This is a genomic window from Nocardioides sp. NPDC054178 (genome assembly GCF_055585005.1).
This window is the reverse complement of record NZ_JBVJKY010000002.1, coordinates 246,909-271,259: the sequence shown is the minus strand read 5'-3', so window position 1 is coordinate 271,259 and position 24,351 is coordinate 246,909. Positions and strand designations below refer to the sequence as shown.

The 24,351-nt window shown below is 69.0% G+C and carries 27 protein-coding genes; 14 read left to right on the top strand and 13 right to left on the bottom strand.

Annotated features, from left to right (window positions below; genetic code table 11):
- Positions 1–27 precede the first annotated feature (27 nt).
- The 3 genes from ACZ6WN_RS07880 to hemG all read left to right on the top strand — a co-directional run bounded on the left by ACZ6WN_RS07880 (position 28) and on the right by hemG (position 2,996).
- A complete protein-coding gene (locus tag ACZ6WN_RS07880) occupies positions 28–1,008 on the top strand; it encodes an ABC transporter substrate-binding protein (RefSeq protein WP_465863853.1) in 981 nt (326 codons plus the stop codon).
- Between the two features lie 26 nt (positions 1,009–1,034).
- On the top strand, positions 1,035–1,538 hold the full coding sequence (locus ACZ6WN_RS07875) for a flavin reductase family protein (protein WP_378726357.1): 504 nt from the start codon (positions 1,035–1,037) through the stop codon (positions 1,536–1,538).
- A gap of 153 nt (positions 1,539–1,691) precedes the next feature.
- Positions 1,692–2,996 (top strand): protoporphyrinogen oxidase, encoded by a 1,305-nt coding sequence (hemG, locus tag ACZ6WN_RS07870; RefSeq protein ID WP_465863851.1) that lies wholly within the window; start codon positions 1,692–1,694, stop codon positions 2,994–2,996.
- Between the two features lies 1 nt (position 2,997).
- Here the strand turns inward: hemG and ACZ6WN_RS07865 are convergent, their stop codons facing one another.
- From ACZ6WN_RS07865 to ACZ6WN_RS07845, 5 genes are all read right to left on the bottom strand, one after another.
- On the bottom strand, positions 2,998–3,633 hold the full coding sequence (locus ACZ6WN_RS07865) for a protein TPRXL (protein WP_465863849.1): 636 nt from the start codon (positions 3,631–3,633) through the stop codon (positions 2,998–3,000).
- Positions 3,626–4,267 (bottom strand): hypothetical protein, encoded by a 642-nt coding sequence (locus tag ACZ6WN_RS07860; protein WP_465863847.1) that lies wholly within the window; start codon positions 4,265–4,267, stop codon positions 3,626–3,628. The genes ACZ6WN_RS07865 and ACZ6WN_RS07860 overlap by 8 nt, the downstream gene beginning before the upstream one ends.
- Positions 4,267–5,475, bottom strand: a complete 1,209-nt coding sequence (locus tag ACZ6WN_RS07855) for a hypothetical protein (RefSeq protein WP_465863845.1) — start codon at positions 5,473–5,475, stop codon at positions 4,267–4,269. The genes ACZ6WN_RS07860 and ACZ6WN_RS07855 overlap by 1 nt, the downstream gene beginning before the upstream one ends.
- A 16-nt stretch (positions 5,476–5,491) precedes the next feature.
- Positions 5,492–5,788, bottom strand: a complete 297-nt coding sequence (locus ACZ6WN_RS07850; RefSeq protein ID WP_406027245.1) for a flagellar protein FlgN — start codon at positions 5,786–5,788, stop codon at positions 5,492–5,494.
- Positions 5,789–5,985: 197 nt separating this feature from the next.
- The gene (locus tag ACZ6WN_RS07845) at positions 5,986–6,906 is read right to left on the bottom strand and encodes an alpha/beta hydrolase (protein WP_465863843.1); all 921 of its coding nucleotides are present in this window, start codon (positions 6,904–6,906) and stop codon (positions 5,986–5,988) included.
- Positions 6,907–6,977: 71 nt separating this feature from the next.
- Here ACZ6WN_RS07845 and hemQ point away from each other — a divergent pair, with 71 nt between their 5' ends.
- From hemQ to ACZ6WN_RS07825, 4 genes are all read left to right on the top strand, one after another.
- A complete protein-coding gene (gene hemQ / locus ACZ6WN_RS07840; RefSeq protein ID WP_465863841.1) occupies positions 6,978–7,697 on the top strand; it encodes a hydrogen peroxide-dependent heme synthase in 720 nt (239 codons plus the stop codon).
- 163 nt (positions 7,698–7,860) lie between these two features.
- Complete coding sequence (locus ACZ6WN_RS07835; RefSeq protein ID WP_465863839.1) at positions 7,861–8,568, top strand: WXG100-like domain-containing protein; 708 nt, start codon at positions 7,861–7,863, stop codon at positions 8,566–8,568.
- Positions 8,569–8,577: 9 nt separating this feature from the next.
- The gene (locus ACZ6WN_RS07830; RefSeq protein WP_465863837.1) at positions 8,578–9,171 is read left to right on the top strand and encodes a hypothetical protein; all 594 of its coding nucleotides are present in this window, start codon (positions 8,578–8,580) and stop codon (positions 9,169–9,171) included.
- A 75-nt stretch (positions 9,172–9,246) separates the two neighbouring features.
- Entirely contained in the window at positions 9,247–9,942 is a 696-nt protein-coding gene (locus ACZ6WN_RS07825) for an Imm52 family immunity protein (RefSeq protein WP_465863836.1), read from the top strand.
- 6 nt (positions 9,943–9,948) lie between these two features.
- On the opposite strand, the gene ACZ6WN_RS07820 is transcribed toward ACZ6WN_RS07825, so the two are convergent.
- On the bottom strand, positions 9,949–11,232 hold the full coding sequence (locus tag ACZ6WN_RS07820; protein ID WP_465863834.1) for a uracil-xanthine permease family protein: 1,284 nt from the start codon (positions 11,230–11,232) through the stop codon (positions 9,949–9,951).
- 103 nt (positions 11,233–11,335) lie between these two features.
- Here ACZ6WN_RS07820 and ACZ6WN_RS07815 point away from each other — a divergent pair, with 103 nt between their 5' ends.
- Positions 11,336–12,100 carry an LLM class F420-dependent oxidoreductase gene (locus ACZ6WN_RS07815; RefSeq protein ID WP_465863832.1) on the top strand — a complete coding sequence of 255 codons (765 nt, stop codon included), beginning with the start codon at positions 11,336–11,338 and terminating at the stop codon, positions 12,098–12,100.
- Positions 12,101–12,128: 28 nt separating this feature from the next.
- On the opposite strand, the gene ACZ6WN_RS07810 is transcribed toward ACZ6WN_RS07815, so the two are convergent.
- Positions 12,129–13,022 (bottom strand): aminotransferase class IV, encoded by an 894-nt coding sequence (locus tag ACZ6WN_RS07810; protein WP_465863830.1) that lies wholly within the window; start codon positions 13,020–13,022, stop codon positions 12,129–12,131.
- 17 nt (positions 13,023–13,039) lie between these two features.
- The gene (locus ACZ6WN_RS07805) at positions 13,040–13,750 is read right to left on the bottom strand and encodes a sulfotransferase-like domain-containing protein (RefSeq protein ID WP_465863828.1); all 711 of its coding nucleotides are present in this window, start codon (positions 13,748–13,750) and stop codon (positions 13,040–13,042) included.
- A gap of 78 nt (positions 13,751–13,828) precedes the next feature.
- Here ACZ6WN_RS07805 and ACZ6WN_RS07800 point away from each other — a divergent pair, with 78 nt between their 5' ends.
- Complete coding sequence (locus ACZ6WN_RS07800; RefSeq protein WP_465863826.1) at positions 13,829–14,455, top strand: nitroreductase family protein; 627 nt, start codon at positions 13,829–13,831, stop codon at positions 14,453–14,455.
- Between the two features lie 3 nt (positions 14,456–14,458).
- Here the strand turns inward: ACZ6WN_RS07800 and msrB are convergent, their stop codons facing one another.
- Entirely contained in the window at positions 14,459–14,863 is a 405-nt protein-coding gene (gene msrB, locus ACZ6WN_RS07795; RefSeq protein ID WP_357335336.1) for a peptide-methionine (R)-S-oxide reductase MsrB, read from the bottom strand.
- A 97-nt stretch (positions 14,864–14,960) separates the two neighbouring features.
- On the opposite strand from msrB, the gene ACZ6WN_RS07790 reads away from it, so the two are divergent.
- A complete protein-coding gene (locus tag ACZ6WN_RS07790; RefSeq protein ID WP_465863824.1) occupies positions 14,961–15,404 on the top strand; it encodes a cysteine dioxygenase in 444 nt (147 codons plus the stop codon).
- 4 nt (positions 15,405–15,408) lie between these two features.
- Here ACZ6WN_RS07790 and ACZ6WN_RS07785 read toward each other — a convergent pair whose 3' ends face one another.
- From ACZ6WN_RS07785 to ACZ6WN_RS07775, 3 genes are all read right to left on the bottom strand, one after another.
- Complete coding sequence (locus tag ACZ6WN_RS07785; RefSeq protein WP_465863823.1) at positions 15,409–16,704, bottom strand: GNAT family N-acetyltransferase; 1,296 nt, start codon at positions 16,702–16,704, stop codon at positions 15,409–15,411.
- Positions 16,705–16,744: 40 nt separating this feature from the next.
- Positions 16,745–17,638 carry a DUF4349 domain-containing protein gene (locus tag ACZ6WN_RS07780; RefSeq protein ID WP_465863821.1) on the bottom strand — a complete coding sequence of 298 codons (894 nt, stop codon included), beginning with the start codon at positions 17,636–17,638 and terminating at the stop codon, positions 16,745–16,747.
- 124 nt (positions 17,639–17,762) lie between these two features.
- Complete coding sequence (locus ACZ6WN_RS07775) at positions 17,763–19,034, bottom strand: hypothetical protein (protein ID WP_465863819.1); 1,272 nt, start codon at positions 19,032–19,034, stop codon at positions 17,763–17,765.
- A gap of 141 nt (positions 19,035–19,175) precedes the next feature.
- Between ACZ6WN_RS07775 and ACZ6WN_RS07770 the strand changes: the two genes are divergently transcribed.
- From ACZ6WN_RS07770 to ACZ6WN_RS07755, 4 genes are all read left to right on the top strand, one after another.
- Entirely contained in the window at positions 19,176–20,255 is a 1,080-nt protein-coding gene (locus ACZ6WN_RS07770) for a DNA polymerase domain-containing protein (RefSeq protein ID WP_465863818.1), read from the top strand.
- 104 nt (positions 20,256–20,359) lie between these two features.
- Positions 20,360–21,241: a VTC domain-containing protein gene (locus ACZ6WN_RS07765; RefSeq protein ID WP_465863816.1), complete on the top strand. Its 882-nt coding sequence runs from the start codon at positions 20,360–20,362 to the stop codon at positions 21,239–21,241.
- A gap of 33 nt (positions 21,242–21,274) precedes the next feature.
- Positions 21,275–21,952: a DUF4956 domain-containing protein gene (locus tag ACZ6WN_RS07760; protein WP_465863815.1), complete on the top strand. Its 678-nt coding sequence runs from the start codon at positions 21,275–21,277 to the stop codon at positions 21,950–21,952.
- Positions 21,952–23,604, top strand: a complete 1,653-nt coding sequence (locus ACZ6WN_RS07755) for a CotH kinase family protein (RefSeq protein WP_465863813.1) — start codon at positions 21,952–21,954, stop codon at positions 23,602–23,604. Before ACZ6WN_RS07760 ends, ACZ6WN_RS07755 begins: the two co-directional genes overlap by 1 nt.
- Before the next feature lie 205 nt (positions 23,605–23,809).
- On the opposite strand, the gene ACZ6WN_RS07750 is transcribed toward ACZ6WN_RS07755, so the two are convergent.
- Positions 23,810–24,334: a hypothetical protein gene (locus ACZ6WN_RS07750; protein WP_465863811.1), complete on the bottom strand. Its 525-nt coding sequence runs from the start codon at positions 24,332–24,334 to the stop codon at positions 23,810–23,812.
- Between the last annotated feature and the right edge of the window lie 17 nt (positions 24,335–24,351).

The window sequence follows — 24,351 nt, the reverse complement described above, 5'->3', positions numbered from 1 at the left end:
CACCGACAGACAGAAGGCATCCCCACCATGTCCCCACACAGCATCCTGACGCGACTCCTCGTGGCCCCCGCTGCGCTCGTCCTTCTCGGCGGTGCCCTGGCCGCCTGTGGCTCGTCCGGCTCGGCCGAGGAGGGCAAGCCCGTGCTCCGGGTCGGCGTCCAGAAGGACGGCATCCGCTCCGTGCTGACCCAGGCCGGTCTGCTGGAGGACCTGCCCTACGAGATCGAGTGGTCGGAGTTCACCGCCGGGCCGCCGATCATCGAGGCGGCCGCTGCCGACCAGATCGACGTGGCCTGGGTCGGCTCGGCGCCGCCGATCTTCGGTGCCGCGGCCGGCGCCGCGTTCAAGGTCATCGCCACCGTCGAGGAGCAGGACGAGAAGACCGACTCGATCCTGGTCCCCGAGGGGTCGGACATCAGGTCCTCCGCCGATCTGAAGGGGAAGAAGATCGCCGTCGGCAAGGGCACCTCCGCCCATGGCCATCTGCTGCTGGCGCTGAAGTCGGCCGGGCTGACCCTCGACGACGTCGATCCGCAGTACCTCCAGCCCGCCGAGGGGCTGGCGGCGTTCCAGGCCGGCGAGGTCGACGCCTGGTCGATCTGGGACCCGTTCGTCACTCAGGCCGTCAACGAGGACGGTGCCGTGGACATCACGGCCGACGAGGGCGGCACCACCGACCCCTACCTCGCCTTCGAGATCGCCTCGGCGGCCTCGCTGGAGGAGACCGACACCCGCGAGTCGATCCAGCACTTCGTCGGTCTGGTCCGGGACGGCTTCGAGTGGGCACAGGAGAACCCCGACAAGTGGGGCGAGGGCTGGGCCTCCGAGTCGGGCCTGCCGGTCTCGACGACCAGCGAGGTGGCGGCGAAGAAGGCCTCCGTGGTCGGCCCGGTGACCGAGGAGCACATCGCCTCCGAGCAGCAGCTGGCCGATGCCTTCTTCGAGGCAGGCGAGATCCCCGAGAAGGTCGACTTCGACACGGTCGTCGAACCCGGGCTCATCGAGTAGATGACATCACGACGAGAGGACCAGAGATGACGAACGTACCTCCCCTGACGACCAACCAGGATCTCGATCCGCAAGCCTTGAGGAAGGCGTTCGGGGTCTTTCCGACCGGTGTGGTCGCGGTCGCGGCCCTGATCGACGGCAAGCCGATCGGCCTGGCGGCCTCCTCGTTCACCTCGGTGTCCCTGGACCCGCCCCTGGTCTCCTTCTCGGTGGCCCGGACCTCGAAGACCTGGCCCGACCTGCGCCGATCCGCTCACCTGGGCGTCACCGTGCTCGCCGAGCACCACGGCGAGGTCTGCCGCCGGCTCGCCGGACCGGTCGACTCCCGTTTCGACGGTCTCGTGGTCAGCTCGTCCCGCGACGGCGCCCTCACCCTCGACGAGGGCCTGGCGCGCTTCGACTGCACCGTCTACCGCGAGGTCGAGGCCGGCGACCACATCGTCGTACTCCTCCAGCTCCACGCCGCCGACCACGGCGCCGGCCAGCCGCTGGTCTTCCACCGCTCCAACTTCGGAAAGCTGGCCAGCTGAGAAGACCCTGCCGAGGCGTCGGCGAGGTCGGCCGAGGCGTCACGTACGTCGGCCGAGATGGCATCCCGGTGCCAACTCGGCCGACGCGGGTGACGCCTCGGCAGCGGGCTACCTCATCAGCATCGCCTCAGGGGCGGGTGGGAGACTGCTGCTGTGCGTGTCATCGTCGTCGGAGCGGGGATCGCCGGGTTGACCGCGGCCCGCGATCTGTCCCTGAAGGGCCACCGGGTCACGGTCCTGGAGTCCTCGGACCGGGTCGGCGGAAAGATCCGCGGGGAGTCTGTCGCCGGGCAGCTGGTCGACGTCGGCGCGGAGGCGATGCTCAACCGCCGCCCGGAGGGAGTGTCCCTGGCTCGTGAGGTCGGCCTGGAGATCGTGCACCCGACGGACGCGAAGTCGTCGATCTGGTCGCGCGGCGCGCTGAGGCCGATCCCGCGCTCGATCATGGGCGTGCCCCTGGACCTGGCTGCCCTGGAGTCCTCGGGTCTTCTCTCGGAGGCGACCCTGGAGGTCGTACGCCGCGAACCCACGCTCCCACCTGCGAAGACCGACGAGGACATCTCGGTCGGTGACTTCATCGCGTCCCGTTTCGGGGACGAGACGGCAGACCGGCTGGCGGACCCGCTGCTGGCGGGGGTCTACGCCGGTCACGCCCGCGCGATCTCGGTGAAGGCGGCCGCCCCGCAGCTGTTCATGCTGGCCGAGAAGGGGTCGCTGCTGGAGGCGGCCGCCGCGCTCCCGAGCTCGACGGTGCCGGTCTTCGCCGGGATCGACGGCGGCATGTCGCGGCTGCCCGAGGCTCTCGCCGAGGGCCTCGACATCCGGTTCGCGACCCGGGTCGACGCCGTCACCCGCACTCCGCAGGGGTTCCTCATCGAGACCGGCGACGAGGTCGAAGCCGCCGATGCCGTGGTCATCGCGACCCCCGCTCCCGTCGCCGCGAAGCTGCTCCGCTCGACGGCCCCGTCGGTCGCGCGCGAGCTGTCGGCGATCGAGACCGCGAGCGTCGCGGTGCTGACCTTCGCCTTCCCGGACCTCCCCGCAAAGCTGTCCGGGCGGTCCGGCTTCCTCGTGCCGCCGGTCGAGGACTGCGCGATCAAGGCCTCGACCTTCTCCTTCGCCAAGTGGGCCTGGGTGGGGGAGCGCGGCAACTATCTGCGTACGTCCATTGGGCGCCACGGTGAGCCGCCCTCGGACGACGACGATCGCCTGATCGCCGACTCCCTGGCGGCTCTGGAGCGGATCGCCGGCATCACCACCGAGCCGACCGACGTGCACGTCCAGCGCTGGACCGACGCGCTCCCGCAGTACCCCGTCGGCCACCTCGACCGCGTCGCCCGCATCCGCCAAGGACTCCGCGGCGTACCCGGCCTGGCTCTCGCCGGAGCCTCCTACGACGGCGTCGGCATCCCGGCCACGATCGGCTCGGCCCACCGCGCCGTCGAGGATCTCCGCTGACTCAGGCCGGCACCCACCGGAGCGTCGAGACACAGACGTCCAGCGCCAGCTTCCAGGCCACGAACTTCTCGTCGGTCGCCGCCATCTCCATCGGCCGCGCCAGGGTGGCGGTGAGCTGAAGCCCCCGGCGCCGTTTCGAGCCGGGGATCGGGGTCATGTAGGCGATCGACGTCACGATCACCGGATCGTCGCCCGCGGCGGTCTTGGTCGACTCGCGCTCGTAGCGGATGAACCGCTTGTCGCCGAAGAGCGGCTTGGCGCCGTGGTCACGGATGATCGCGGCGACGTGGGTGTCGAGGGTCCCGCCGTTGTGGGCGTGGAACGTCGTCGCGACGATCGCGCCGGGGATGAGGGCGAGGCTGTCGGTCTCGGCGGTGGCGGCGAAGTAGGCCTTGACCTGCTGCTGCTTCATGAGCGCGTACGCCTGATCGAGCTGCGCACGCATCGAGGCGTGGAGCTCGGGCCTGTTGATGCTCATGAAGCGCTTCTTCAACGCCGCGTCCATCGCGGCCCGGTCGGCCTCACCGGGGGAGTGTCGCTCCCAGCCGGGGAGGAGCCTCAGCTCGAACTCCGGCTCCTTGGTGCCACCGAGCAGCTCGCGTAGCGAGGACTGCGGGGCGGGTGCTGCCTCAGACAAAGGACGAGTCCTCCCATACATCGAACGGATCGCTCGTCACGCCGGGGACCGGCTCTGCCGAGAAGGGGTTGCCATCGGGGCGTTCGACCTCGAGCTCGGCGAGGAAGAGCGGCATGTCCGCGATGGTGAGACCGAAGACCTCGGGTGCGCCTGCCTCGACCACGACCATCACGCTGATCTCCTGCGTCGAGAAGACGAAGATGCCGGTGAGGAACTCGACGGTCTCACCGTCGATCTCTCCGGTCCTGGACGCGAGACATCTCAGTCCGGGGCCGAGAGCGGCCCCGGCGTACTCATCGACGTCGAAGCCCTGCTGCCGCCACTCCTCGGGCGAGGTCGGCTCGCCGCCCCCGAGTACGACCCGCACCCGGCTGACGACGGGCGCGGGCAGCGGCCAGTGGAGCATCGAGGCCAGCGTGCCGGGGTGGAGGTCGCCGGCGAGGTGGTGCGCGAGCAGGGCACGCGCGTCGGGGTCGACCTCGTCGGTCCACCCGCCGTCCCAGGTGTCGCGGAGCGAGGCGAGGACGTCCTCGATCCACCTCTTCGCACCCGCGGTGTCGAGCTCGCCCGCGTTCGGGACCCAGATCCATCGCTCCGACGGCTGGGCGATCTCAGCTTGCCATGTCTCCGGCATCATCGCTCCGAGGGCTGTGCGCTCTGCTGGTCATGGGTGCGCCGCTCGTCCAGCGCCTGGCTCGTCGAGGTGGTGCCGTACCACTCGCCTGCCCACTTGCCCAGGCCGCTGAGCCCGTCGAAGCCGGCCCCGATCTTCTGGCCCCAGGTCCCTGTGCGTATCCCCCCGTAGATGGCCATCCCGGTAGCGATGTCGGAGCCGCTCATGATGCCCACGGGAATGTCCTTGGGGGGCTTGAACGGGTTGGCCATCCAAGCGGCCCTGGTCCGGGGGACCTCCCGGAAGCCGGTGGAGATGGAGAGCGCGGTCTTGAACTTGGCGCCGAACGTGACGTTCACGGGAGGCGGGTTCAGCGGCACCGCTCGTTTCAGAGCAAAGTTCCCGTAGCCTCGTCCGGCCGCGCCGGCGGTCTTCCCGCCGGAGGCGGCACCCTTCCCCATCGCTGTCCAGGCCTTCCCGATCTGGCCGAGCTTTCCGAAGGGGAGCACCGCGAGGACCGCCAAGAGCACGTCTGTCACCTCGCATTTGCCGGCCGACGCCTGGACGATCTTGCCGATCAGCACCAAGGCGCCGAGGGCGAATCCGATGACGGCGACGATGCCACCGAGAAAGAGCCCGGCGATCATGAAGACCATCGCGATGGCCTCGAGGATGTTGATCAGGAAGCCGAAGATCTCCCAGAAGCCGTCCTTGATGCTGCCGGCCATCTCGTTGCCGATGCCGTTGACCGCGAGGTCATAGGCGTCTTCCCAGGTGTCGTAGTGGGCATCCCAGCTCTCGGCGTCGTCCTGCCACTCGTTGTAGGCGGTCTCCTTGGCCTGGCCTTCCTCGTCATCGGCCTCGCGGTCTCCCGGGAGCCCCTCGTAGGCGGCCCACTTGTCCGTGCACGAGTCGACCAACGGCCCCATCTTGGCCTGGAGCTCCCCGAGACTCGTGCCGTACGCAGCGATCAGGGGCCCGACGGGCGTGTAGAGCTCGCTGGCCTCCCGCAACGTCTCGTAGGAGGATCCGATCTTGTCCTGGAGCTCAGCGACGGCCTTGCCCTGCATCTGGCCGTCGGCCAGCTCACCGGTGGCGATCTGCTCGAGGACGGTGGCCGCCTCGGACATCTGCACGCCGAGCTCTTCGATCTTGTTCCCGCGAGCGACGATCACCGCCGAGTCGCCGGTGAGGGGTTGGATCTCCCGACCCTTGGGAGACTGATCCATGACTGACTCCGTCCGTCTATTTCTGCTGGAACAGGAGAGCCGTCTCGCTGTCCCAGTTCTGGAACCCCTCGACGACGCCCTTGATGTGGTCTCGCACGTCGGAGAGCTCGTCCTTGAGGTCCTTGCGCTTCATGTCCCAGCGCTGTTCGAAGTCGTCGGCCTGGCTGCGCAGCTCGCCGCGGCGGAAGGGGTTTCCGATGGCGCCTTCGAGCGCATCGGAGTTGCCGACGGCGTGGTCGAACTCGTCGATGATCGAATCCAGCTTCTTGACCGTCTGGTCAAGGGTCTCGATCTTGACGGAGACGTCTGCCATGTCACCACGCCTTTCCGGTGTGCACAGGGCTGGCCAAGGACACGCGAAAGCGCTCTCAGCCGCAGGCGAACGGGGGGATCGAGGTGGCGCACAACCCGAGACAACCTGGCGATGGACACCCGAGTGGAACGTTACAACACGGCCGGGCGCGGAGGGTTAACAAACTCCCAATCGATGATTGAAAACTGTTGATGATCTCACCGCAGGAACGCGACGATCCCGGCGAGAGCCTCACGTGCGGCGGGTGCGACCCCGGGGAGCGACATGAACCCGTGGAACGCGGTGTCGTAGTCGACCAGCGAGACCGGCGTCCCGGCAGCACGCAACACCTCCGCATACCGCGTGCCGTGGTCGCGGATCGGGTCGTGCAGGGCGGTGATGATGTGTGCCGGCGGCAGGTCGGCGTGCGAGGCCGCGCGCAGGGGAGAGGCCTGCCAGGACTCATCGCCGTAGCGCTCGCCCATGTAGAGGTGGCCGAAGGTGCTCATCTGCGTCGAGGTGAGCACCGGGCCGTTGGCGTTCGCGGCCTCGGAGGGGAACTTCTCATACATCTCCACGGCCGGATAGATCAGCACCTGGGCCCGCACCGCCGGCCCGCCCGCGTCCCGAGCCATCAGGGAGACCACGGCTGCCAGGTTGCCGCCGGCGCTGTCGCCCATCACCGAGATCCGCGACGGGTCTCCGCCCAGGTCTGTGGCGTTCTTGGCGACCCATTCCAAGGCGGACCAGGCGTCCTCGACGGCAGCCGGGAACGGGTGCTCCGGGGCCAGCCGGTAGGACGGCGCGACCACGATCGACCCGGTCTCCGCCGCGACGTGCGAGGAGACCCACGCACTCTGCTCCGGCGTCCCCAGGCACCAGCCGCCGCCGTGGTAGTTGATGACGACCGGGGCGGCCTCACCGACGCCGCGAGGCGTGTAGATCGCGAAACGGCGCCCCTCGACGTACGTCTCCTTGATCTCGACGTCCGCGGGGCGCCCGAAGAGGAGGGCGGTGACCGGTCCGGTGCGGAACCCCTCGCGCTGGGCGCGCAGCGCGATCATCTCCTCCGCGTTCAGCGGTGTCCTGACCAGGCGCTCCTGGAGGAAGGCGAAGATGCGGGTACGCAGCGGCAGCATGCCCACACCCTAGAGGTCCGAGGACGGAGCCCGAAGGGGATCGGCGACCGGGCGTAGCGCAAAATGGGGGCATGACCGACCCGCAGGCCGACATCAAGTCCAACGCAGCCAAGATCAACGAGCTCAACGAGACCATCCGCTACACGATGTGGTCGGTCTTCTCCCTCGAGGAGACGCTCGGTGACGCCGACCGCAAGGCCGAGGCGGTCGAGGTCGAGGAGCTCTTCGCCGCCTTCGCCGAGGAGGACATCGTGGTGCGTGGCACCTACGACGTGGCCGGCCTGCGCGCCGACGCCGACGTGATGTTCTGGCTCCACGCCGCGTCCTCCGACAAGCTCCAGTCGGCCTACCACCGCCTGCGTCGCACGGCCTTCGGCGGCCGGCTGGTGCCGGTCTGGTCGCAGATGGCGCTGCACCGCCCGGCCGAGTTCAACCGGAGCCACCTGCCCGCGTTCCTCGCCGACGAGCGCACCCACGACTACGTCGCGGTCTACCCGTTCATCCGCTCCTACGAGTGGTACCTCCTCGACGACAAGGAGCGCCGCCGCCTCCTCGCCGAGCACGGCCAGATGGCGCGCGACTACCCCGACGTGCGGGCCAACACGGTCCCGTCCTTCGCCCTCGGTGACTACGAGTGGATGCTGGCCTTCGAGGCCGACGACCTCTCCCGCATCGTCGACCTGATGCGTCACCTGCGCGGCTCCGAGACCCGCCGCCACGTACGCGAGGAGGTGCCGTTCTACACCGGTGCCCGCGTCGACGTCGCGGACCTCCTGCAGCGCCTTCCCTGACCGGCCTCCACAACGGGGTGGGAGATCGCGAGAATTCGCTGTCCGCGCCCCTGGATCTTCACTAACCTCTTCCGTCGCGGTGGCTCCTGCTCGGGTTCGTGTGCCGACCCCGTCATGGGCTTCTGACATGTCCGCATGACGATGGGAGGGCTGAGACGTGGGGATGACCATCCCTGGGGAGCTGGATTTCGTACTCGACCTGCTCGGCTACGAATGGCCGAACGTCAACGAGGACGCGGTCCGCGATGCCGCGCAGCTGGTGCGCGGCCTGGAGTCGAACCTCCGCGCCACCCTCGACGAGCTGGAGATCCGGGTCAACGAGCTCGGCGACGGGGCCAAGGCGCAGTCGGTGAATGCGCTGATCAGGGCATGGACCGACAACCGTACGGCCAACATGGACGGGCTGCTGGACGCCTTGCCCGAGGTCGCGACCGGGATCGACATCCTCGCTGATGCGATCGTCGGGCTGAAGGTGAAGGTGATCGCCGAGCTGACGATCACCGCGGCGCAGATCGCGGCCGCAGCGGCGACCGCCGTGGTCACGGGAGGCCTCAGCGTGGTCGGCAACGCCGCGATCATCGCCGCTCGGAAGAAGGCGCTCGACATCGCCACCGACATCGCGATGGAAGAGGTGATCGGCCAGGTCGCGAGCATGGTGATCGAGCCGCTGACCGGAACGATCACCGAGCTCGCCATGTCGATCGCCGAGGCTCCGATCGTGACCGACGGCGAGGCGACCGCGGCGACCCAGCTCAGCTACGACCTGATGGAGCAGATCGCCACCGCGCTCAGCGACTGCGGCGCCGACCAGTACGACCTGTGCACGACCTTCGCCGCCGACGTGTCCGCCCTTCCCCTCTTCGCCTCGTAGGAGACAGCTATGGCCAAGCAGATCGGCGATGTCGCCAAGGAGGCCTTCGAGAAGGCGGGCGAGGTCCTCACCGAGGTCGGGGACTCCCTCAAGAAGAACGCCGACGACGTCGCCGAGGACATCCGCAAGCAGGCGGAGGCCCGTCGTCTGCTGGACGGCAGGCTGGGTCCCGGTGAGTGGAGGCCCGTCAACCGGAACCACAAGTTTCTCCAGCAGAAGCTCGGCGCCGAGTTCGAACGCCAGGTGACCGGCAAGGACGACGGGCTGGAGTTCTGCCTGCGTGGATCGATGGACAACGAGGTCAAGTTCGACGGGATCCTCGACGGCAAGCTGATCGAGACCAAGCACGGTTACGGGAAGATGATCGACTCGTGGGGATATCCCAACGGAGCCAAGGAAAAGGAATGGCTCGATCAAGCTCTACGACAGGTGGACGCGGCGGGCGATACCCCGGTCGAGTGGGTCTTCTCCAACAAAGAGGCCATGGAAGCGGCGCGGACCCTCTTCGAGGACTTCGATCTTCCTATCTCGGTCAGACACCAGGAATTCGTCAATCCGGGCAGCGACTGGGACGGCTGGAATGCGCCGAAGAGCAATGGATAAGCCTCACCTCACGACGGTGAGCCCGGCAGAGCTCGCCGGCCGATACGACGAGGGAGCGGTGATACGGTCATGACCGTGGATGAAGAGCTGATCGCGCGCGGATTCTGGGGTCCACGCCAGGAGACTCCTGAGCAGGTTGCGGAGGAGCTGAGCGCCTTCATCGTAGGCCTCGACGAGGTCTTCGGCGAGAAGATCTCGTGGTCCTCGCCCGCGATGCCGGGAAAGCCCCTGGAAGATCGGGATAACGCGCTGAAAGCCGTCTCCGACGCGTTCCGCGAGAATACGGACGCTCCGAATCTTGGAATCAGCCAGGCTTATCGGGGGCGCGGAGATCGGATCACGGTGGCCATTACCTTGGTCGTCGGTGGATATACCGAGTCTGCCAAGGTGCGCAACAGCATCGTGGTGAAGTGGCGTGGACCCGAGGTCGCGGAGTTCGCCGGCCCGGTCCTTCGTCGGCTCGCCGCTGTCTGGGACCCGGACTGGGCCGCGGTGACCTCGAGGTCGCTCAACGAGGCGCTCGCCCAGGTCCAGCTGGTCGGCAAGCCCGGACCGAAGCTCGGATACCTGAGCTACCTCTCCGAGGGGAGGGCGCAGGCCCTGCCCGGTGGCATGGACAAGCACCTCACCAAGCTCGACAACGGTGGCGTCGTCATCGGGTCGGGTGAGGCGGACGGCTTCCTGTCCGTGGACAAGGTCACCGAGTTCGCCAAGGTGCTCAGGCTGAGCGCCGCCTTCTCGCCGACTCCGACGACGCGCAGCAGGTTCTGAGCCGGCTCAGCGGCGGCGCAGGCGCGCTAGTGCGCTCATCCCGTGGTAGATCACGACCGCGGCGATGGTGCCCAGCGCGATGCCGGTGAAGGTGAGGTCGCCGAAGGTCAGGGTGAGGTTGCCGATCCCGATGACCAGGGCGACCGCGGCGGTGAACTGGTTGACCGGGTCGGCGAAGTCGACCCGGTTGTCCATCCAGATCCGGATGCCGATCAGGCCGATCAGGCCGTAGAGCGCGACGGTGATCCCGCCGAGCACCCCGGCAGGGATCGTGTTCAGGAGCGCCCCGAACTTCGGCGACAGCGACAGCAGCACGGCCACCACGCCGGCGACCCAGTAGGCGGCGGTCGAGAACACCCGGGTCGCGGTCATGACGCCGATGTTCTCGCCGTACGTCGTGGTCGCCGAGCCGCCGAAACCACCGGCGATGGTGGTGGCCAGGCCGTCGGCGAACAGGGCCCGGCCGGTCTCGCGGTTGATGGAGTCGTCGCCGGCGAGGTGGGCGACGCTGCGTACGTGGCCGACGTTCTCGGCGACGAGGACGAGCACGACGGGAAGGAACATCGGCACCACGGCCCAGTCGAGGGACGGGGTGGAGAAGTCGGGGAGCCCGAACCAGGCGGCCTTCTCGAACGCCGAGGTGTCGATCTGGCCCAGGAGCAGCGCGGCGATGTAGCCGACGACGACGCCGACCAGGATGGAGAGCCGCGCGATCAGGCCGCGGAAGGCGACGGCGACGACCAGCACGGTCGCCAGGGTGATCGCGGCGACCAGCACGGCCCCGTTGTCGGGGCTGGTCGGGTCACCACCGACGACGTTGTTGGTCGCGGCGGAGGCCAGGTTGAGACCGATCAGCGCCACGATCGCACCGGTCACCACCGGCGGCATCAGCGCCTCGATCCAGCCGGTGCCGGTGACCATCACGATCACGCCGACCACCGCCAGCAGCGCACCGGTGACCATGATGCCGAAGAGGGCCGAGCCCATCCCGCCGCCGCCCATCGCGGCACCGATCGGCGCGATGAAGGCGAACGAGGAGCCGAGGTAGCTGGGCAGCCGGTTGCGCGTGATGAGCAGGAAGAGCAGGGTGCCGAGACCGGAGAAGAACAGCGTGGTGGTCGGCGGGAAGCCGGTCAGCAACGGCACCAGGAACGTGGCGCCGAACATCGCGACCACGTGCTGGCCGCCGAAGCCGATCGTCCGGGGCCAGCTCAGCCGCTCCCCGGGCTTGACGATCGCACCCTCGCGTACGTTCTTGCCGTCATCGTGCAGATCCCAACCGAGTCGCATCTCGCACCCTCTTCAGCTCTCGTACGGCGCGATTCGCCGCTCGCCGAACGATAGGGCCGATTCACGCGAGGACGGAAGCCAGGCGCTCCGTAGGGTTGGCCACATGACGATCCGCATCGGAGTCCAGATCCAGCCCCAGCACGCCGACTACGCCCAGATCCGCGAGGCCGCCCGCCGCGCGGAGGAGATCGGCGTCGACGTGATCTTCAACTGGGACCACTTCTACCCGCTCTACGGCGAGCCCGAGGGCAAGCACTTCGAGGCCTGGACGATGCTCGGGGCCTGGGCCGAGCAGACCACGCGCGTCGAGATCGGCTGCCTGGTGACCTGCAACTCCTACCGCAACCCCGAGCTGCTCGCCGACATGGCCCGCACCGTCGACCACATCTCCGGCGGCCGGCTGCTGTTCGGGATCGGGTCGGGCTGGTTCGAGAAGGACTACACCGAGTACGGCTACGACTTCGGCACCGCCGGCTCCCGCCTCGACGCGCTCGGTGAGGCGCTCCCGCGCATCGAGAAGCGCTGGTCCGAGCTCAACCCCGCACCCCTCCGCAAGATCCCGGTCATGATCGGTGGCGGCGGGGAGAAGAAGACCCTGAAGTACGTCGCGAAGCACGCCGACATCTGGCACTCCTTCTCCGACGTGGCCACCCTCGAGCGCAAGCGCGGCATCCTCGCCGGCCACTGTGAGGCGATCGGCCGCGACGTGACCGAGATCGAGGTCTCGACCGCGGCGAACAGCGCCGAGGCCGCCAAGCCGCTCTACGACGCCGGTGCCCGGCTGTTCACCTACGGGGTCGGCGGTCCCGACTACGACCTCGAGCCGCTCGAGGACCTGGTCGCCTGGCGGGACTCGGTCGGCGGGTGACTGTTCACCGAGGTAACTCGGTCGGCATTCAGCCCGCGACGACCGTCCCCGAGGTCGCCTGCAGGTCCGCGTACGCCTTGGCGAGCTGCTGCGTCACCGGCCCGCGCTCGATCGGGCGGCCGTCGAGCGAGACGACCGGGGTGATGCCGCCCATGGTGCCGGTGACGAAGGCCTCCTCGGCCGTGTGGGCGTCGGTGAGCGAGAAGTCACCGACGTCCACCGGCAGGCCCAGGTCGGCGGCGAGGTCGAGGACGGTGGCGCGGGTGATCCCCTCGGGGCACGCCCGGGTCGTCGAGGTGCGCAGCACCCCGTCGCGTACGTGGAAGAAGTGGGTGGCGTTCGTCTCCGCGACGAAGCCCAGGTCGTCGAGCATCAGCGCGTCGTCGGCGCCGGCGTTGTTGGCCTCGACCTTGGCCAGGATCGAGGGGATCAGGTTGTTGTGGTGGATCTTCGGGTCGAGCATGTCGGCGCGAGGACGACGCTGGGCCGCGGTGATGAGCGTGATCCCGGAGTCGTCGTAGACCGGCGACTTGAACTCGGCCAGCACGATCAGCGTCGGACCCGACTGGTTGAGCCGCGGGTCCATGCCGGAGGTGACCTTCACGCCGCGCGAGAGCGTGAGCCGGATGTGGACGTCGTCGCGCATCCCGTTCGCGGCCACGCACTCGCGGATCGCCTGGGTCATGAACTCGTCCGACGGGATGTCGGAGAAGGCCAGGGCCCGCGCCGAGCGCCGCAGCCGGAGGAGGTGCTCGGAGAGCTTGAAGATGCGTCCCCGGGTCAGTCGCAGGCCTTCCCAGACCCCGTCGCCACCCTGGGCGAGCGAGTCGAACGGTGAGATCCGCGCCTCCAGGCGGTGCGTCAGCTCGCCGTTGATCCAGACCTGGAGGTCGTCGTTGCGGGGGTCGTACGTCTGCAGCATCAGTCACCAATCTCGACTCAAGGAGCCATGACATAGGGGGCGAGGCGATCGTAGTAGGGCAGGCAGCGCTCCAGCAGCGGCACCAGGCGCGAGGGCAGCGGGTCGTCGGCACCGGGGGAGGAGGCGGCGAACCCGGTCGAGGCCCACACGCCGGAGTACCAGTGCGGGGCCCACACCCCGTCGGAGTCGCGCCGGCCGGCCGGCCACGCAAGCATCGCCTCGTCGAAGCCGATCCCCAGGGCTTCGCACAGTGCGGTCAGGGCTGCTCGCGGCGAGGCCAGGATCGAGGCGGCATCGACCACCGGCCCGCCGAACTCCTCGAAGAGCGCCACCTGCTGCGGCAGCCCGAGATCCTCGAGCGTCGGCTCCTCGCGCACCTTCGCGTAGGAGGTCAGCACCCGCTCCGGGTCGCGGACCAGGAACGCGTGCGAGAGCCCGGCGAAGGCGCCGTGGTCCATCTCCGGGAGCAGGTGGTGGGTCATGTGCTTCTGGTACTGCACCGCCGATCCGACCGGGCCGGACGTGATCTCCTCGGCCACCACCCGCCAGTCGTTCGGCTGGGAGGCGAGCACGTCGTCACGGCCCGGATGGTCCAGGCCGGTGGCGGAGAGGTAGGCGGCGTACAGCGGCTCGTCGACGACCGTGCAGTCCGGTCGGTTCTCGAAGGAGCGCATCAACGCCGTGGAGAGGTTTCGGGGCCCTGACCACATCGCGATCCGCACTGTCACGGCGCCACGGTATCCGGGTCCGGCGGGACGCGAGATCAAGATGCGGAATATCGACCGGCCTCCCGGTGTCCCTCCAGCATGACCGAACTCCTGCCGCTCGACCCCGACCAGCTGCTCACCACGACCCGAGCCGTACGCAAGCGCCTCGACCTCGACCGCGAGGTGCCGCTCGAGGTGGTCCGGGAGGCGATCGAGATCGCCGTCCAGGCGCCCTCGGGCAGCAACAACCAGCGCTGGCACTGGATCGTGGTCACCGACCCCGCGCTCAAGCAGCAGGTCGGCGACCTCTACGCACGTGCGCACACCGAGGCGTACACCGGGCGCGAGGAGCCCGGCGACGCGGCCGGGGCCCGGCTCAGCTCGAGCTCCGTCCACCTGCGCGAGGTGATGGGGCGCGTGCCGGTGCAGGTGATCGCCGCGATCGAGCGCGACGTACCCGGTCTCCCGGAGGGCAACCAGGCGGGCCTGTGGGGCTCACTGCTCCCGGCCGCCTGGAGCCTCGCCCTGGCGCTGCGGGCCAGGGGCCTCGGCACGACCTGGACGACCCTGCACCTCGGCTACGAGCGTGAGGTCGCCGACGTCCTGGGCCTGCCCGAGAACGTGCACCAGGGCGTGCTCCTGCCGGTCGCCTACACCGTGGGGACCGACTTCAGGCCGGGGCCGCGGCGCGACCTCGACCCGATCATCCATGTCAACGGATGGTGAGCCTCAGGCTTGGTCTGCAGGCTCCAGCGAGATCGAGATCGAGTTGATGCAGAACCGGTCGCCGGTCGGGGTGCCGTAGCCGTCGGGGAAGACGTGGCCGAGGTGGGAGCCGCAGTTGGCGCAGCGGACCTCCACCCGGTCCATCCCGTGCGACTTGTCCTCGATGTATTCGATCGTGTCCGAGATCGGCTGGTAGAACGACGGCCAGCCGCAGCCGGAGTGGAACTTGGTGTCGGACTCGAACAGCTTGGCCTTGCAGGCCTTGCACGAGTAGACGCCCTTGGTCTCGGTGTCGGTGTATTCACCCGTGAACGCCCGCTCGGTGCCCGCCTGGCGCAGCACCGCGTACTCCTCAGGCGACAGCTCCGCGCGCCACTCCTCGTCGGACTTCTCCACGTTGTAACCCATGGTTGAAATGGTACGTCTGGGGTGGGAGCAGAACTCCATTGCCAAAGTCTAGCAATCTACTATACTTAAGCCCACGACGCTTCTGGAGGAGGCCACCATGACCGCACTTGCTGTACAGCCCCTGCTGGACGCCATCCGCACCTACGCCGACGACGAGGACCTGCTCGCGCGCGTGCAGGCGCCCGAGACCGGGCGCGAGTTCCACCTGCTCCACCGCGACGACGAGGTCGAGGTCTGGCTGATCGCCTGGGCCCCGGGCGCGAGCACCGGCTTCCACGACCACGGCACCGCGACCACCGCCTTCACCGTGCTCACCGGCAGCCTGGTCGAGCACAACTGGCTCGGTGGGCTGCAGATCGCCGACGTCGGCCCCGGCGACGCCCGGGCGCACGACGCCGGCCACGTCCATGACGTACGCAACGTCGGCTCGCGCCCGGCGTTCAGCCTGCACGCCTACTCGCCGCGGCTGGACGCGATGCACCACTACCACTTTCGCGGCGACCGGATCAGCCTGATCGGTGCCGAGCCCGGTCGCCCCTGAGGGATCAGAACCCGGTGATGCAATAGGGCAGCGGGCCGCCGTCGGCCATCGCGGCCCAGCTCTCGAGCGCCTCGGGAGAGCCGGTGATCCGGCCGGCGGCCGCCAGGGTGCGTACGTCGACACCACCGAGATACAGGGCGCCGAGGGTGTCCGCGGCCAGCTCCACGGTCGGCGCGGCATCGGTCGGCGTGACCTCGGCCCGGCCGTCGCGCGCCGCGATCCGCCAGGCGCCGGCGGCGTGCCCGAGCGGGTCCTCGACGCCGAGGACGATCTCGCCGGGGGCGTACCAGGGTCGGGCCTGGAGGGCGGCCGGCACATCGAGGACGCGCATCCACAGCATGTCGTCGAGCTCGGCGCTCTTGACCGCGAACGGCTCGGCGAGCGCCCAGTAGAGCGGGTCCTGCACCGGCGCCTTGCGCCAGGCCACCCGCTCGACGAGGTCGATGTCGGCGAGGAACCGCCACAGCCGCAGGTAGGCCGCCGGGGTCAGCGCGACCAGGTCGACGACGCGCGCCATCCGCAGCCCGGAGTCGTTGCGCTCGTCGGCGGTCTTGTAGATGGCGTAGCCGTCGGGGGTCCCGGAGGCGTCCAGGTGCAGCACGGCCCGCTGCTTCGACTCGCCCTTGGAGTCGCCGTCGAAGTCGTAGCCGCTGGAGAGCCACGGCTCGTAGAACTGCGGCCGGGTGACCGAGCCGCGGGTGCGCTCCTGGAAGGTGGCGTAGATCTCGGCGACCGTCTTCCAGGCGTCGGCCGGCTCGACGAGCGTCACCGACCCGTCGTCCTCGGGCACCTCCGGGCGGTAGCGGAACTTCGCGGTCACATCCACCTCGACCTGGCGCAGGTGGGTGGCGGTGCCGAACCCGAAGCGGCCGTAGATCGACCCCTCCGAGACGGTCAGTGCCGCCAGTGGCACCCCAGCGGCGACCGCGTCGGCCAGCGAGACCGTCATCAGCTTGCGCAGCAGGCCCTGGCGCCGGTGGGTGGGGGAGACGGTCACGTCGCTGATCAGCAGCGCCGGCAGGCTGGTGCCGGCGCCGACGTTGATCGGCGAGGTCCAGGACGAGAACGTCGCGACCGGGATCGTGGCCGAGGCGAACTCCGTGCTCTCCGCCCATGCCCCGAGCAGCGTGACCGAGTCGTTGCGGGTGTGGTCGCGCCAGACCTGGATGCCGTCGTCGTTGCCGCGGGACTGGTGGAAGCCACGCCGCGTCGCTTCGTACCACCCCTTCAGCAGGGCATCGTCCCCGTCGAAGGGGTCGAGGCTACGGAAGACGAGGCCGGGGTGCTCGAGCGCGCTCATGATCAGAACGTACGCCGCCGAGCACCCCGATCTCGACCGGTTATTCCTCCGCCGGGCCGGAGGCCGGCACCGGCGTCGGCATGGTCGCGCCCGCCTGCCTGCGGCGTCGGGAGAGCAGCCAGACCGGCGCGAGGACGAGCAGGATGACCGGCGTCCACGGGATGACGGCGCCGAGGGCGACCGCGAGGACCCGGGCCGAGTCGCCCAGCGCGTCCCAGCCGGCGCTCAGCCCGGCCAGGAAGCCGGGGTCGTCGTCGCCGGCCCCGCCCGGACCGGCCCGGTCGATGTCGACGGTGATGGTCGACAGCGAGGTCTGATTCGCGAGGGCCGCCTGCTGGGCGAGGAGCGAGTTGAGGTCGGCCTCGCGCCGGGCGAGCTCGGACTCGATCGCGATGACATCACCGATCGCCTCCGCGCGGGAGAGGAGCGTACGGATCCGCTCGATGCTCGTGCGGGCGTTCTTCACCCGCACCTCGGTGTCGACGACCTCGGTGGTGACGTCGGTGGTCGTGGTGCTGGAGTCGACCAGGGTGGCGGTGTCCTCGAGGTCGGCCATCGCGTCGGCGAACGACTTCGACGGGATCCGCAGGACCATCCGGGCATGGCTGAGACCTTCCTCGGAGCCGCCCTCGTCGCTGTCGCTGGTCTGCTGCTCGGTGACCTGGCCGGCGTACTTGTCGGAGACGTGCTGCACCTGCGTACGCGTCTTCCCGACGTCCTCCGCGCTGAGCGCGACCGAGCCGGTGGAGATGATCGAGGCCTTCGTGACGGCCTGCTTCGGTGCCGCCGCGTCGGCATCCTCCGCGGCCACCTCCGGAGCGGCCTTCCCGGCCGACGTGTCGGCGAGCGACTCGACCGATCCCGAGTCGGCGGAGGACCCGTTGGAACCACCCGACCCGCCACAGGCGCCGAGGGCGAAGATGCTGACGATCACAAGGGCCGCACCCGAGATAGGCCTGACCTTTGCTGTTTTCATGCCCCTAGTACGCCCGGGGGCATGAAAACGGTGCGGCGGCCGACTAGTTCCTTCGGGCCATTTCCCCGGGGGCATCTCCCGATCAGCTCGTCGCCGCAGCCGCCACCAGAGCGAGGGTCTGCGCCACGATGTCGGTCCGCATGTCGGCCAGCGGCTCGCCGTTGGCGTCGCCGTCGAGGATCGGCACGTGGATGTGACCCTGCTTGGTCTCGACCCCGAGCGCGTCGCGGAGGGCGGTGGTGCGGTAGGCCGACTCGTTGGACAGGTAGTCACCGCCGCCACCGGCGACCGCTGTGGAGCCCGGCGTCGGGTCCTCCCGGGTGACCGGCGTGGTCGAGCCGGCCGGGATCTCGGTGATGACGCGGTTGATGTTCACCGGGAAGGTGCCGGGCACGGCCGCCTTCATCGCCTCGACCGGCAGCGTGGTCCGGGTCCACTGCGGCTGCGGGTCGGCGTGAGGTACGTCCTCGGGGATCGGAACCATCTCGTTGACGCTGACCCGGTCGTTGTCGGGGAAGGTGCCGCGGTGGGCGCCGTTCCAGACCTCCAGGTCGAACCGGCCCGCGCGGCCCTGGCTGATGGTGATGGCGGTGTCCACGTCGCGTCTGCCGGGGACCAGGTGCGGCAGGAAGGCGCGCTCGACGGTGCCCTGCGCGAACGGCTCCCACAGCACGGGGAACACCACGGTCTGGATCTCGACGGGACCCTTCGCCGTCTCGACGACCCGCCCGTCCATCGCCAGCGCCGTCGCCCCCGACGGGTTCGACTGGCGGATGTTGCGGTCGAGGGTGAACGGGTCGAAGCCGGAGGCCAGCACCTGCCGCGACCGACCGGACTCGCCCCGCGCGAAGGTGGTCGACTCGATCCCGCGCGAGCTCCGGTCGAAGGCGGCCAGCACCTTCGCCCGGGCGTCCTCGGACCAGGACCGGTACGCAGGTGCGACCCGCGCGATCTCCAGCTCGCCCGCGAGGCGTGCCCAGTAGAGCGGCCGGTCGTCGCTGCGTGGCAGGTCGCCACCGGCGTCGCCGCGCCCCTGCACCCGGTCGACCGCGCGCTGCCACAGCGCCCGGCCGGCGATCCGGGCTGCGACGGTGGCGGCCCTGCTGCTGGGCGCGTCGCAGACGGCCGTCCTCACCGCGCCGGCGACGCCGTCGAACCCGGAGCGGGCCAGGATGTCGGTCACCGCCGGGTCCGTGAGTCGGGTGTGCTCGACCCGGGTGTCGGGCGAGGCGATGGTGCCGCACTCCGGGTCGGTGTTCGCCGTGGCGGTCGCGGGCGCGCCGGTGAGCCCGAGGGTGATGGTGGCGGCCAGGGCCGCCGTGGCGGCGGTCAGTGTCGTGGTACGAGTCGACATGCGGGGGTCCTCCGAGATCGTGGCGTTGCCGAACGTTGGAGCGGATCATGCCGGGTTCGAGGCGTACTGGCCAGTGCGTATGCGTGGCCCCTCCGGGCGATTTCGCTGGGGGAGCGGCCCGGAGCGGGCTAGGTTGACGCCATGGCGAAGACACCGGCGGCACACGTGCAGGCAGGCGAGCGCGAGGTGCGGATCTCCAGCCCCGACCGAGTGATCTACGAGGCGACCGACCGCACTCCTGAGGTCACCAAGCTGATGGTCGCGGAGTTCTTCGCGACCGTCGGCGACCCGCTGATGCGGGCGCTGCGGGAGCGTCCGACCGCCCTGGAGCGCTGGCCCGACGGCTGGCGCGAGGGGATGAAGCTGGCCACCGGCCCCACCGACAAGGAGGGCGACGGCTTCTACCAGAAGCGCACGCCCAAGGGTGCTCCCGACTATCTGGAGGAGGTCGAGATCACCTTCCCCAGTGGGCGGAAGGCGCGCGAGATCTGCCCGACCGAGCCCGCGATCCCGGTGTGGTGCGCCCAGATGGGCGCACTCACCTTCCACCCCTGGCCGGTCCGGCGCGCCGACGTCGACCACCCCGACGAGCTCCGCATCGACCTCGACCCCCAGCCCGGCACCGACTTCGCCGACGCGGTGCGCGTCGCCGGCGTCGCCCGGGAGACCCTCGAGGAGCTCGGTCTGCGCGGTTTCGCGAAGACCAGCGGCAACCGCGGCGTACACATCTTCGTACGCATCCGGCCGGAGTGGACCTTCGAGGAGCTGCGTCACGCCGCGATCGGGTTCGGGCGTGAGCTGGAGCGTCGCGACGGGGGAGTGACGACCGCGTGGTGGAAGGAGGAGCGCGGGGAGCGCATCTTCGTCGACTTCAACCAGAACAACCGGGACCGGACCATCGCGAGCGCCTACTCGCTGCGCCCCAAGCCCGGCGCCCCGGTCTCCACGCCGCTGACCTGGGACGAGCTGGCCGAGCTGAAGGACCCGCGCGAGCTCAACCTCTTCACCGTCCCCGACCTCCTCGCCGACGGCGACCGCTGGGCGCAGATCGACGACGAGGCGTACGACCTCACGCCCCTGCTCGAGCTCTGGGAGAACCTGCCCGGTGGCGAGCTCAACTTCCCGCCCGACTACCCGAAGATGCCGGGCGAGCCGCCGCGGGTACAGCCGAGCAAGAAGGTTGCCGCGCACTGGGATCAGGACGGCAACAGAATCGAGTAGGAGCCGCTCTGACAGGCTCACCACAGGTTCGGCACAGGCCTGGGACATGAACGGTCGGTGAACTCCCGAAGTCGCATCAGTGACTATCCCGGGAGGAAAACTGAATGAACTGGTTGAACCGGCGCAGGCGCGTCGACCAGCACAGGACAGAGGCCGAGGACGCTCCGACGCAGCCGACCGGCTACCAGGAGACCGCGAGCAGGCTGCACTCCTTCAACCGCTACGAGATCAAGTACCTGATCGACGAGCTGAAGGTCGCCCGGCTTCGCGAGGAGCTCGACGCCCGGATGGAGGCCGACCCGTACTCACCACTGGGTGGCTACCCGGTGACGTCGGTCTACTACGACACCGAGGACCTGCGGTTCTACTGGGAGAAGATCGAGGGGCTCCGGTTCCGCCGCAAGCTCCGGATGCGCCTCTACGGCCAGCCGGCGGCATGCACCGAGGAGACCCCGGTCCATGTCGAGATCAAGCAGCGGGTGAACCGGGTGACCCAGAAGCGCCGTCTCTCGCTGCCCTACGAGCAGGCCCGACGGTGGCTCGACGAGCGTGCGGAGCTCGACCTCGAGCTCGGCGGCACCTCGCGGGGCTTCGTCAACGAGGTCACCTCCCTCGTCGGCAACCTCGACCTGCGCCCGATCGTCACCACCGGCTACCAGCGCGAGGCCTTCGTGGGCCGCGAGGCCGACCTCGCCCTGCGCGTCACCATCGACCACCGCGTGCACGGTCGTGACCGCGACTTCCACTTCGCCTCCGGCGCGGAGAACCGGTTCCTGATCCCGCCGAAGCTGGCGATCGTCGAGCTCAAGGCCAACGAGCGGGTCCCCTACTGGGCGACCGACCTGACCGCGCGGCTCGACATGTCGGTGGTCCGGATCTCGAAGTACTGCCAGTCCGTCGAGGCCTTCTCGCTCGCCCCGAGCTCGCGCTACGGCGCCGCCGACAGCGTCCTCGCTCCGTCGGCCACCCTTCTCACCTCCCGCTGATCCTCTTCCCAGAACTCTGCACAGGAAGCTCTCATGAATCTCGATTTCCAAGATCTCAGCTCCACGTTCACCGTCTTCGACATCGTGGCGTCGCTGACGCTGTCGTTCGTGCTGTCCGCGATCATCGGCTACGTCTACCGGGCCACCCACAAGAACGTCTCCTACAGCCAGTCGTACGTCCAGACCCTGGTGCTCGCCGGGATGGTCGTCTCGCTGATCATGCTCGTCGTCGGCTCCAACATCGCCCGGGCGTTCGCGCTGGTGGGTGCGCTGTCGGTGATCCGGTTCCGCAACGCGGTGAAGGAGACGCGCGACGTCGGCTTCATCTTCTTGGTGATGGCGGTCGGGATGACGACCGGCACCCGGTTCTACCTGCTCGCGATCGCGGCCACCGTGATCATCTGCCTCGTGCTCGTCCTGATGAACAAGTTCAACTGGTTCAAGCTCGACGTTCAGCGTCAGGTGGTCAAGGTCCAGGTGCCGCCGGAGCCGGAGTACACCTCGATCGTCGAGGACCTGATGATCCAGCACTGCTCCGACTTCGAGCTGGTCTCGACGGAGTCCGTACGCTCCGGCGCGCTGATCGAGCTCTACTACACCGCACAGCTGAAGAAGGGCAGCAGCTCGCGTGAGCTGCTGCAGGCACTCTCCGCGGTCAACAGCGGTCAGCGCGTCACCGTGCTGACGGGCTACGACCAGACCGATCTGTGATGCCTGAGCCCGATCCGACCCTCCCGCGCAAGCGCCTCCGGCACCGGCTGCCGCGGTCGTGGCGGCAGCACTGGAAGCTCGTCGCCCTCCTGGGCGTCTTCTCCCTCGCGCTGCTGGTCACGCTCGAGGATGTGGGCATCAAGCCCTACATCACCGGCGACGTCGAGATCGCCTCGTCCGACATCACCGAGGACATCCCCGGCTCCGTCGACCTCTTCGACACCTCGGTCGACCATGAGGTCTCCATCGACATCACCGACGTCGAGTACGACGACATGGTCGAGAGCTACCAGAAGGACGGCGAGAAGAAGTGGGTCACCGCCACGGTGACCATCGACGGCACCGTCGTCAACGACGTCGGGGTGCGGCTCAAGGGAAACTCGACCCTGATGGGGCTGCGCGGCACCGGGGGAGCCGGTGGCGGTGCGGGTGGTCCCGGCCAGGGCGGAATGCAGCCGCCGGAGGGCATGGAGCTCCCCGAGGGCATGCAGCCTCCCGAGGGGATGGAGATGCCCGAGGGCGTGGAGCCTCCCGAGGGGATGGAGATGCCCGAGGGCGTGGAGCCTCCGGAGGGCATGGAGATGCCCGAAGGCGGGATGGCCGGCGGCTTCGGTGGTGGCGGGATGGGGGCGATGTCCCAGGCGTCGGCCGACGACCCGACGTCGCTCCCGCTGCTGCTCAGCTTCGACGAGAACATCGAGGGCCGTGCCTACCAGGGCATGACCGAGATCTCCGTACGCCCGGGCAGCCCGGTCATCAATGAGGCCATGGCCCTCTCGCTGACCAAGGAGGCCGGCCTCCCGACCCAGGACTACGGCTATGCCGTCTACTCGGTCAACGGCAGCGACACGACGACCCGCCTGCTGCTCGCCCACCCCGACGAGAACATGGCGAACAACCTGTTCGACTCACCGGGCTATCTCTACAAGGCCGATGCGTCCTCGCAGCTCGCCTATGTCGACGACGACCAGTCGTCCTACAGCGACCAGTTCAAGCAGATCAACTCCAGCGACGAGGGGACCCTGCAGCCGATCATCGACTTCTTGAAGTGGATGGAGGAGGCCGACGACGAAGAGTTCGCCGCCGACCTGGACGAGTGGGTCGACGTGGACTCGCTGGCGGACTATCTGGCGATGCAGAACCTGATCACGAACAGCGACGACATGAGCGGTCCGGGTCAGAACTACTACCTCTGGTACGACCTCGAGTCCGAGAAGCTCTCGGTGATCTCCTGGGACCTCAACCTCGCCATGCAAGGTGATGCGACGCTCGGTCCCGACGACGACAACGGCATGGGTGGAATGTTCGGCGGCGGGAACCGTGCCGCCGGCGGCCAGGCGAACGGCCAGGGTCAGGAACCACCTGCCCGCGCCGAGCAGGGCGGCAGGGCCGGCGGCATGCGTGGCGGGAACGCGCTCAAGGAGCGGTTCCTGGCGTCCGAGGACCTGAAGGCCGTCTACACCGAGGCGTACTGGGACCTGTTCGACAAGGTGTATGCCGACGGTACTGCCGCCGACACCGTGGCAGGGCTGGCCGAGTCGGTGCCGACCAGCGACTCGTTGAGTGCCGCGGACCTGAAGACGGCCATCGACACGATGTCGGACTGGGTCGAGCAGCGGACCAGCGCCCTGAAGGAGGCTCGGAAGGGCTGAACATGGCAGAAGTGCCTGCTCAGCGCGGATCCCCCGATCGCACGAGCAGGCACTTCTTTGTCGCTGGATCCCCCCGGAACAGCGAACCCCAAGATCCTAGGCGAATGCGGGCCACAACTGCCACGTGAAGCCGGTAACAGAGCGGTAACCTTTGGTGTGTCGGCTGTCACGTCGGCGGCCGCCGGCTGTCATGGGGACGAAACCCTCACATGCCGGTGATGCCTTCGCCTTCACCGGCCTGCTCGTCGAAGTTCTCATGCTCGATCAGGTGCAGCACCGGGACATCGAGGTGGCGCCGGGCCTGGTGGGTCCAGTCGACGTGGAAGAACTCGGCGACCACGTGCGGTCGGGTCATGATGATCGCTTCGCGGCCGTCGACCGCCGCGACCTTGGCGCGCAGCGCCTTGACCGGGTCCTGGACGAGCTCGCCGTGGGCCGAGGCCCCGGAGGTCTTCAGGACCTTCAAGGTCTCCTCGAGCGCCTTCTCGGCCTCGTCCTTCGCCTCCTCGCGCACCGCGTCGAGGTCGATCTCGTTCATCATCATCGCCGAGCCGAGGTATTCGGCGGCGCTGAGCGTGCCCATCGCCGACTCGATCCGGGCAGCGGCATCCTCCAAGGGCAGCAGCACGTGGTAGACCGGGTCCTCGACTCCCTCGTGGAGGGAGTGGACCCGGGTCGCGTCGTCGAGGGTGATTGCCTGCTCGACCAGGAGAACGACGTCGTAACTCATGTGTCCGACCCTAGCCG

Bases quoted from the DNA above. Each gene is read 5' to 3' on its own strand.
- ACZ6WN_RS07880 (WP_465863853.1), top strand. From the start codon at position 28: ATGTCCCCACACAGCATCCTGACGCGACTCCTCGTGGCCCCCGCTGCG.
- ACZ6WN_RS07875 (WP_378726357.1), top strand. From the start codon at position 1,035: ATGACGAACGTACCTCCCCTGACGACCAACCAGGATCTCGATCCGCAA.
- ACZ6WN_RS07860 (WP_465863847.1), bottom strand. From the start codon at position 4,267: ATGCCGGAGACATGGCAAGCTGAGATCGCCCAGCCGTCGGAGCGATGG.
- ACZ6WN_RS07855 (WP_465863845.1), bottom strand. From the start codon at position 5,475: ATGGATCAGTCTCCCAAGGGTCGGGAGATCCAACCCCTCACCGGCGAC.
- ACZ6WN_RS07850 (WP_406027245.1), bottom strand. From the start codon at position 5,788: ATGGCAGACGTCTCCGTCAAGATCGAGACCCTTGACCAGACGGTCAAG.
- ACZ6WN_RS07845 (WP_465863843.1), bottom strand. From the start codon at position 6,906: ATGCTGCCGCTGCGTACCCGCATCTTCGCCTTCCTCCAGGAGCGCCTG.
- hemQ (WP_465863841.1), top strand. From the start codon at position 6,978: ATGACCGACCCGCAGGCCGACATCAAGTCCAACGCAGCCAAGATCAAC.
- ACZ6WN_RS07835 (WP_465863839.1), top strand. From the start codon at position 7,861: ATGACCATCCCTGGGGAGCTGGATTTCGTACTCGACCTGCTCGGCTAC.
- ACZ6WN_RS07830 (WP_465863837.1), top strand. From the start codon at position 8,578: ATGGCCAAGCAGATCGGCGATGTCGCCAAGGAGGCCTTCGAGAAGGCG.
- ACZ6WN_RS07820 (WP_465863834.1), bottom strand. From the start codon at position 11,232: ATGCGACTCGGTTGGGATCTGCACGATGACGGCAAGAACGTACGCGAG.
- ACZ6WN_RS07815 (WP_465863832.1), top strand. From the start codon at position 11,336: ATGACGATCCGCATCGGAGTCCAGATCCAGCCCCAGCACGCCGACTAC.
- ACZ6WN_RS07810 (WP_465863830.1), bottom strand. From the start codon at position 13,022: ATGCTGCAGACGTACGACCCCCGCAACGACGACCTCCAGGTCTGGATC.
- ACZ6WN_RS07800 (WP_465863826.1), top strand. From the start codon at position 13,829: ATGACCGAACTCCTGCCGCTCGACCCCGACCAGCTGCTCACCACGACC.
- msrB (WP_357335336.1), bottom strand. From the start codon at position 14,863: ATGGGTTACAACGTGGAGAAGTCCGACGAGGAGTGGCGCGCGGAGCTG.
- ACZ6WN_RS07790 (WP_465863824.1), top strand. From the start codon at position 14,961: ATGACCGCACTTGCTGTACAGCCCCTGCTGGACGCCATCCGCACCTAC.
- ACZ6WN_RS07785 (WP_465863823.1), bottom strand. From the start codon at position 16,704: ATGAGCGCGCTCGAGCACCCCGGCCTCGTCTTCCGTAGCCTCGACCCC.
- ACZ6WN_RS07775 (WP_465863819.1), bottom strand. From the start codon at position 19,034: ATGTCGACTCGTACCACGACACTGACCGCCGCCACGGCGGCCCTGGCC.
- ACZ6WN_RS07770 (WP_465863818.1), top strand. From the start codon at position 19,176: ATGGCGAAGACACCGGCGGCACACGTGCAGGCAGGCGAGCGCGAGGTG.
- ACZ6WN_RS07765 (WP_465863816.1), top strand. From the start codon at position 20,360: ATGAACTGGTTGAACCGGCGCAGGCGCGTCGACCAGCACAGGACAGAG.
- ACZ6WN_RS07760 (WP_465863815.1), top strand. From the start codon at position 21,275: ATGAATCTCGATTTCCAAGATCTCAGCTCCACGTTCACCGTCTTCGAC.
- ACZ6WN_RS07755 (WP_465863813.1), top strand. From the start codon at position 21,952: ATGCCTGAGCCCGATCCGACCCTCCCGCGCAAGCGCCTCCGGCACCGG.
- ACZ6WN_RS07750 (WP_465863811.1), bottom strand. From the start codon at position 24,334: ATGAGTTACGACGTCGTTCTCCTGGTCGAGCAGGCAATCACCCTCGAC.